This is a genomic window from Sulfuricurvum sp., assembly GCF_028712165.1.
Lineage (GTDB): Bacteria > Campylobacterota > Campylobacteria > Campylobacterales > Sulfurimonadaceae > Sulfuricurvum.
In genome coordinates, this window is sequence record NZ_JAQTQR010000098.1 from 1 (window position 1) to 7,730 (window position 7,730).

General features: G+C 41.8%; 8 protein-coding genes and 1 pseudogene. 1 reads left to right on the forward strand and 8 read right to left on the reverse strand.

What is annotated here, in order from left to right:
- From PHP90_RS13075 to PHP90_RS13100, 6 genes are all read right to left on the reverse strand, one after another.
- Positions 1-1,545, reverse strand: a 1,545-nt coding sequence (locus PHP90_RS13075; protein WP_299930829.1) for a molybdopterin-dependent oxidoreductase, incomplete at its 3' end; no start/stop codon positions are given.
- Between the two features lie 13 nt (positions 1,546-1,558).
- Complete coding sequence (gene nrfD / locus PHP90_RS13080) at positions 1,559-2,458, reverse strand: NrfD/PsrC family molybdoenzyme membrane anchor subunit (protein WP_299930815.1); 900 nt, start codon at positions 2,456-2,458, stop codon at positions 1,559-1,561.
- On the reverse strand, positions 2,458-3,096 hold the full coding sequence (locus PHP90_RS13085; RefSeq protein ID WP_299930817.1) for a 4Fe-4S dicluster domain-containing protein: 639 nt from the start codon (positions 3,094-3,096) through the stop codon (positions 2,458-2,460). Before PHP90_RS13085 ends, nrfD begins: the two co-directional genes overlap by 1 nt.
- 249 nt (positions 3,097-3,345) lie before the next feature.
- The gene (gene hisD / locus PHP90_RS13090) at positions 3,346-4,638 is read right to left on the reverse strand and encodes a histidinol dehydrogenase (protein ID WP_299930818.1); all 1,293 of its coding nucleotides are present in this window, start codon (positions 4,636-4,638) and stop codon (positions 3,346-3,348) included.
- Positions 4,639-4,650: 12 nt separating this feature from the next.
- Positions 4,651-5,070 carry a DUF255 domain-containing protein gene (locus PHP90_RS13095; RefSeq protein ID WP_299930821.1) on the reverse strand — a complete coding sequence of 140 codons (420 nt, stop codon included), beginning with the start codon at positions 5,068-5,070 and terminating at the stop codon, positions 4,651-4,653.
- Between the two features lies 1 nt (position 5,071).
- On the reverse strand, positions 5,072-5,578 hold the full coding sequence (locus PHP90_RS13100; protein ID WP_299930823.1) for a shikimate kinase: 507 nt from the start codon (positions 5,576-5,578) through the stop codon (positions 5,072-5,074).
- A 62-nt stretch (positions 5,579-5,640) separates the two neighbouring features.
- Between PHP90_RS13100 and PHP90_RS13105 the strand changes: the two genes are divergently transcribed.
- Positions 5,641-5,949, forward strand: a complete 309-nt coding sequence (locus PHP90_RS13105; RefSeq protein WP_299930825.1) for a cupin domain-containing protein — start codon at positions 5,641-5,643, stop codon at positions 5,947-5,949.
- On the opposite strand, the gene PHP90_RS13110 is transcribed toward PHP90_RS13105, so the two are convergent.
- Together PHP90_RS13110 and PHP90_RS14015 are read right to left on the reverse strand one after the other, a co-directional pair.
- Complete coding sequence (locus PHP90_RS13110; RefSeq protein WP_299930827.1) at positions 5,939-7,525, reverse strand: methyl-accepting chemotaxis protein; 1,587 nt, start codon at positions 7,523-7,525, stop codon at positions 5,939-5,941. The genes PHP90_RS13105 and PHP90_RS13110 overlap by 11 nt on opposite strands.
- Before the next feature lie 104 nt (positions 7,526-7,629).
- A pseudogene (locus tag PHP90_RS14015) lies at positions 7,630-7,730 on the reverse strand (M23 family peptidase); the annotation flags it as partial.

Consider the following 7,730-nt stretch of genomic DNA (forward strand, 5'->3'; position numbering starts at 1 on the left):
CTCTTTATCACTTAACAAATGAGGAAGCAGATAAGACATTTCATAAGTTGATAAAGGCCATTCCGGAGGCCAAGTAAGCTCGTTCCATGCTTTGACAGCAGGTACATCTTTACCGGATTTACCTTGCCCGACCGTTGCACTTCCACCCTTACCGCCGACTGAAATATCATGCCAGTGATACCAACCGGTTCCACCGACATTTCCAATAGCTCCACGTAATCCTGCTACAAAGAAGACTGATTTACCAGTCATCCATCCGCCTCGGTTACCTGCAGCTGTTGCACGCCAGACATAGGTTGAAATCGCATCTTCTGCCCAGATAAACATCTCAAAAAGTTTTTCGAGTTTATAGGCAGGAATATGGGTCTCTTTTACTGCAAATTCAAGAGTATATGGTGAATACATCTCTTTTAACAATTCAAGATAGCTTTCAAAATCACGCCCTTCAGGAGCTTTGGAAATAAATCCTTTACTTACCATAAAGTTGAGATATTCACTGTCGTTCATCAATGTATCCCAGTTGAACCAACGCTTAACAAACGCTTTGTTTACTAGGTTTTCATGCAAAATACGATTTGCAAGATAGAGGTAAATTGCTGATTCAGTTCCAGGCCATGGTGCTAACCACAAATCTGAAATACCGGCAGAGTTTGAAAGACGCGGATCCATAACGACCAACTTCGCCCCTTTTTTACGTGCATCGGCAATATATCCTGCCGCTTGCTGGAAATAGTGCCCAGCATCCGCAGCATGTGATGAGTTTAGGAAAATGAGTTTTGCATTTCCCCAGTCCGGACTGGTACGGTCATCATTTGCAAAATGAATCGCCGGTGTACGCCCGTTTGCCGAACAAATATTGGTATGTGAGTTATAAGAATCCAGTCCCAAGGTTTCCCAAACTTTAGCCACAAATCCGTTTTCATTCGGGCGACCGACATGATACATAACTGATTTGCGAGAAAGTTCATCACCGTGACGGATGGTATCACCCATTTTCTTACCGATAGTGCTCATAGCTTCGTCCCAAGTGGTACGAATCCATTTCCCTTCTCCGCGTTTTGAACCCGGGGCACGTTTTAGTGGGAAAGGGATACGATCGGGATCGTACATTTGCGATTGCGTAGCATACCCTTTTGCACAGTTACGACCACGTGATCCTGCATGAAGCGGGTTCCCCATATATTTACGTACCGTCAACGTTTTTTTATCAACCCATGCTGTCAATCCGCATGACGCTTCACAGTTTGAACATGCAGTAGGAATAACCATAAAATCATGAACTAAAATACCGTCAGGATTCTCTTCACTTCGTACACCATGGCGATTGATACCGCCGCGTTTCCAATCTGTACCGTCAAGCTCTTGGAAATTATCCCACTGATCGAGCGGAGGATAAAATGACAAAGTGTCAGGTGTATTGGTAAATTTACTTGCTTTCACCGATTCTGCCGCAGCGTCGGTTGAAAATACACCCTTCGCAATCGCGGCACCGGCTACAGTGAGAGCGGTCCCTTTTAAAAATGTTCTTCTGCTTTCTAAATACATCATAATCTACCTCTTAGCTCATATTTAACAATTGGGGAATAACAAGCCAAACATGTTTGCTCACCCACAAACCGACTAGTGCCGATACGGCTGCGATTTTCAACAAATAATAAGATTTGTTTTTCAAGCTCAAGCATACTAATGCCATCGGAACCAAGAATGCCATTACTTGGCCGATCCAGAACATTGCAGTGTATTCGCCGCCTTTGACAAATGCCAACGTTGCTGCAACTTCTTCGGCTTTCATAGCACCGAAAATATACTCAGACATGTAAAGGATAAATGCGGCGAAAGCACTTAGACCTAAAATGATTGCAAGGTCTTTTTTGATTGCATCCGAGAATTTGTTTCCGCCAAGCAAAATCATTGTAGCAGAACCGGCCAAGAATGCCGCCAACATCATCTGTGCAGATTCAGTCGGCATTTGCCACAATTCACGAGCTGTTGCCTCTGCCATCAAACCTGCTGTATATAGCGTAACCGGAATACCCAATACAACTGCCCATCCGAGGAACTTGTCGTACATTGCTTCGTCTTTTTTCAAATAAATAGCATATGCCATTGCAAAAAGAAGTCCCACAAAACCAGTTGCCATCCATGCACCGATTGTAATCGCAGACGTCAAATGAGGATGTGCGAAAATGTGCCAGAAACGGAACATTTGATGTAAATCAATGACTGTAAAGAATAAGAAAATATGGATAAATACAATCGAAACGACTACGACCGGAAAACGGATAAAGCCGGTTTGCTCCGGATATTTTTTCAACAAGAAAAATGCGAGGAAAATAATACCTGTTCCAACACTTTTCGCCCACATATTCATTGTAATAATCCAACCCCACACGATCCCTGGAAGAGCAACGTCAAGAGTTACAACCGCATGGGTTGCCGCTAATGTTTCATGTACCATCAGTGATGTCCTCCTACAGGGAGATGAGTTAGTTTATTAAAGAGTTGATGTCCCTCTTCGCGCACAGAAGCCAATGGATTCAACGTCACGTTACCGCCGCCTACATAGAAGTGGTGAGGGTCTGTCCCTTTTTCCGGTTTACGTACTTGTACGTTGCCTTCATGCTGTTGAATGTATTTACTGATGTTGGAGGTCGGATCGTCCAAGTCACCGAAAATATTTGCCTCTACCGGACATGCTACAACACATGATGGCATCATTGCACTTGCAATGCGGTGGGCACAATACGTACATTTATCCGCCGTTTGCGTTTGCGGATCAATATAGATCGCACCGTAAGGACAAGCCATAACACATCCTGCACAACCGATACAGCGCTCTTTGTCAATATTAACAATACCGTTTTCGATATAGTGCAAAGCACTTACCGGACAAATGCGCTCACACGGTGCATTGGCACAATGATTACAGCGAAGCGGAGTAAATGTTCGCTTCGTTTCAGGGAATGTCCCCACATCAACATATTTTACGCGAAGACGCCATGTACTAAGCGGAACTTCGTTTTCCACTTTACACGCAATCTCACAGCCCTTACACCCCATGCAAAGGTGAAGGTCTACCAAGAAACCTAACTGCATATATTTCTCCTTGATTCCTATCTCACGTTACTCGATTTTCATACATAAGTGATATGAATAATCTTTATTTGATACCATGATTATAGGCATTTGACGGCATTACTGCTGCGTTGATAGTAACCAAATAAGCTTTAACTGAAACTAAAAGAGAACCCTGTTTTGCTATAACTTTTTGATATTTGTAACCATTTGGAGATTTTCCCGGAGATGGGAAAATTTTATTGAATATGATATAAAGTTTTATTGATTTTAGTTATCTAAACGGCAGCGGACAGATGCTTCATGCGCACCTAAACCTTCCGTATTGGCAATCAATGCACATGCTTCACCAATCTCATTGATAGCCTGACGCGAGAAAGAAATAATAGAAGATTTTTTCATAAAGTTTTCAACACCTAGAGGTGAATAAAACCGTGCAGTCCCACCGGTCGGTAGTGTATGATTTGGACCTGCGACATAGTCCCCGATTGCTTCGGGAGTATAGTGACCTAAAAATATAGCTCCGGCATGCTTAATAGAGGGGAGTAATGCAAAAGGGTTATCGGTTGCTACTTCTAAATGTTCAGGGGCTATCTCATTCATGAGGTTGACTGCTTCTTCCATCGTTTCTGTCACAATGATTGCGGCACGTTCTTCGATCGATTTACGGGCGATAACTTCACGAGGAAGTTTTTTCAACCATACTTCGATCTCTACAGCACATGCGTCAGCAAATTTCTGTGACGGTGTAATCAATATGGAACTGGCCATCTCATCATGTTCAGCTTGAGAAAGCAGATCAATCGCGATATGCACCGGATTGGCCGAATCATCCGCCAATACTCCGATCTCGCTCGGTCCTGCGATCATATCGATATTTACTTCGCCGAACACCATTTTTTTGGCCGTTGCCACAAAAATATTTCCAGGTCCCGTAATAACATCGACTTTTGGAATCGTTGCAGTACCGTACGCCATTGCCGCAATCGCACTTGCACCGCCGACTTTAAAGACTTCCGTGACACCGCATAAATGACACGCTGCCAATAAAAGCTCATTCGGTTCATTATCCGGAGTGGGAGTCGTAACGACGATATGTTCAACGCCCGCAACCTGAGCTGGAATAACATTCATCAAAAGCGAACTGGGATATGCTGCCTTACCTCCGGGAATATAAAGCCCTGCACGGTCAACCGGAGTCACTTTTTGTCCTAATATAGTTCCGTTGGCTTCCGTATCAAACCAACTTTTAGGGAGCTGTTTTTCGTGGTAAGAACGGATACGATCGTACGCTAAATGCAATGATGCTTTAAGTGTCGGTTCCAGTGCCTCATATGCTCGTTTCATATCCAAAGGGTCAATGCGTAAATCGTTACCGCAAGAGGGGTTCCAACGATCAAATTTCTCTATATGACGGATCAGTGCACTATCATCATCACTACGGATTTCATCAATCAGTGTCTTTACGATCGAAGACACATGTTCCATATCCATCTTGCCGCGACCAAGGAGTTCGTTGAATACTGTTTTAAAATTGGCATCACCAGTATGAATAAGTGTCATAATAATCCTTTTTTACTTTCGCGTCGTACTTTTTTTATATTCTTCTTTAACAATATTAAGGGCTTTTAGAAAATCTTCACTTCCTACAGCTCCCATGATCGGCTCAAACATCGGTTCACCATTTGGTTTAATAAACCAGGTTCCCGGTGTCCCAGGGACCTCTAATTGATGCGGGAAAATAGGATTTTCATCAATATAGGCAATGGAGCTGACAAAATCATTATTCAATTTTTGTACTACTTTTGAATCTCTCAAGGTTGTACCTTCATATTGGACACAGTAATGGCAATTATGATTAGAAACAATAAACATTAATGGTTTATTCATCGATTTTGCCTTGGCAATTGCTGTGCTGTAATCTTTTTCCCACTTTATACTTCCGCCAAACAGCGCAAATGCTGAGAATAGAAGAATCAAAACTATTTTTACCATCTTATTTCACCTTTTTTAAAATCTCTTTAGCAATATCGCCAAGCTCTTTATCACTGACATCAATAATAATGTCGGCAACTTTTTTGTAAAGAGCCGAGCGCTCCTCATAGAGTTTTTTAGCTTTTTCAATATCTTGGAACAATGGACGCTTTCGAAGCTTTTTTGCGGCATCCGGATGTGCCAATATACGATTATGTATGGTATCAAAAGGGGCAGACAAATAGACAATTGTCCCGATTTTTTTCAAATTAGGGACTTTAAAAAAGCCCCCTCCCGTGGAAATAAGGGTCCCTTTTACCTCTTTTTGAAGCCAAAGTGCCACTTTACGTTCCAATTCACGAAAATATTCCTCACCCTCTTCGGCAAAGATTTTTTTGATACGTCGATTCTCCATACTCTCGATGATATCGTCCGTATCCAACGCAACCAAACTGGATTGTTTCACTATTTCACGTGCGACAGAACCTTTTCCGACTCCCATAAAACCGATTAGAACGATGTTTTTCATAAATTCTCTACTGTTGGTTTATAATGACGCAATCATATCATGCGTTAACTTAGGAGTGCTTCTTGATCCATATTGACAACCTGTATAAAGGGACAAAGCCCACTGAAAACTATGAAATATTTTCGACGCTTTTTCATAATGAAACACTGAAAATTGAGTCCATCCGTTCAAATATGAAAAGACCGGGAGAGCTCTATGATCAAGACCAAGACGAATGGGTTTTACTCTTAGAAGGAGAAGCCCAACTCGAAATTGCCGATGAAATACGAAACATAAGTCCAGGGGATTACCTATTTCTCCCAAAACATACTTTGCACAGAGTAATCTCCACTTCTGAAAATGCTCTCTGGCTTTGTATATTCAGCTCTTGAACTCGTTGATACGCTCAGACAACGAGTTAGCGACATTTAACAATTGTTTTGAATCATTCTCAATTTGCTCGACACTGCGACGGTTGGATTCGGATACGTCGTTGATCTGAGAAATTTTATCAATAATCCATTCGATATGCCCAACTACTTCAACAGAATCTTTATAAGAACGCTCAGCAACACTTACAGAACGTTCCATTTCAGATGACGTTGTGGAGATTTTCTCTTCGACCTCATTGGAAATGACCGTAAGCTCATTCATATTATCTGCATTTTCACCCATTCTATCACTCACATCATTTACTGCTTGAACAATTGTCCCGACACTGATTTCAATTTCGGTCAAACTTTTTTGGGTTCGCTCCGCAAGTTTTCGTACCTCATCCGCAACAACGGCAAATCCGCGTCCGTGCTCACCGGCGCGAGCTGCTTCAATCGCCGCGTTTAGTGCTAAAAGGTTGGTTTGATCCGCAATATCTTTTATAACGCCGAGAACGTTTTTGACTTGATCCGCATCATTACGCAAAGAGATTAATTGTGAGGCCATCTCATGCTCCGTTTCAATGTACCCTTCTACCTCATGAACAAGCTTATTCAACGCATCCTTCGCCGTCAATAATTCTCCATTGGCATTCGCAACATTACGTTGCGTTTGTTCAGATACTGTAATGGCAGCAGAGAGAATCTCTTTAATAGAATGACTTTTTTGGGTTGTCACTTCAACGATTTGACGTTCTTGTTCTACTCCGCTGGAAATAGTACGCGTTGCATTGGTGATCGTTGTTGCAATCATCGCATTTTGCTGACCTAATTTTTTTACTTCATTTACCGTCTCTTGAACCATAGATACAAAATTATTGACTGCTTTCGCAGCATCGGCAAATTCGTCTTTTTTGACGACTTCAAGACGCTTTGTTAAATCTTTATCCCCACTCACCAAAGCACCTATACGACTTCGTAATCCCTCTAAAGGTGTCAAAACCTCTCGTCCGAAGAAAATATTCATAACTGCTATAAAGACAATGACGACAACACTTAAAGCAATTAGTAATATTGTCTGGGTTTTATTGATTTCGAGATCATTTTTTTCGAGCGAGATTACCAAATCCATAACACCCAACACGTTACCAACCTGCATATTGGTATGACAGGCTAAACATCTCTCCTCAGCAACCAGCGGCTGCAGAAGACGAATTGTATGTACACCGTCAGTGTTTTCAATCACTTGAGGTTTTTTACTTTTAAAAATTTCTTTGATTAAAGGATCATCTGTGAATTTAGATTCTGGGGCGAGCAGATCGATAACGCCTTGAGATTTTTCTACTTTTAATGAGGAGATACCGTCGATTTTTTGCGCTTTGACAATCGTTTCAGCAACGACCGCCGGATCACCGGCTAGCATACTCCCCGTAAGGGTTTGGAAAATCGATTCACTCAGCATATTTAGAGATCGCTTTGCCGTATCATTGGAAAAATCATTAAACGTTGTTGTCAAGTACCAATAAATCGCCCCCAATCCCATAAAACTGAAAAGCAAAGTGGAAAAAATAATTTTAGATTTTACGGTATTGAACATTGAAGACCCCATATTAAAAAATGTTAGGATTATTGTACCGTATATCGGTCACCTTTGTGCGGTAAAGTTACAATTCCTTGTGCTGTTTGCATTTTAATCGGCAAATTCATAGGTCGTCGCATTGATATCGGATCCACTTTGCTGACACTGAAATGAAGATGCGGTCCGCTCGTAAAGCCCGTATTTCCCGAATAGCCAATCAGAT

What these genes read in the sequence shown, in the direction of transcription:
- PHP90_RS13100 (WP_299930823.1), bottom strand. Translation starts at nt 5,578, where the DNA reads ATGAAAAACATCGTTCTAATCGGTTTTATGGGAGTCGGAAAAGGTTCT.
- PHP90_RS13110 (WP_299930827.1), bottom strand. Translation starts at nt 7,525, where the DNA reads ATGTTCAATACCGTAAAATCTAAAATTATTTTTTCCACTTTGCTTTTC.
- PHP90_RS13095 (WP_299930821.1), bottom strand. Translation starts at nt 5,070, where the DNA reads ATGGTAAAAATAGTTTTGATTCTTCTATTCTCAGCATTTGCGCTGTTT.
- hisD (WP_299930818.1), bottom strand. Translation starts at nt 4,638, where the DNA reads ATGACACTTATTCATACTGGTGATGCCAATTTTAAAACAGTATTCAAC.
- nrfD (WP_299930815.1), bottom strand. Translation starts at nt 2,458, where the DNA reads ATGGTACATGAAACATTAGCGGCAACCCATGCGGTTGTAACTCTTGAC.
- PHP90_RS13085 (WP_299930817.1), bottom strand. Translation starts at nt 3,096, where the DNA reads ATGCAGTTAGGTTTCTTGGTAGACCTTCACCTTTGCATGGGGTGTAAG.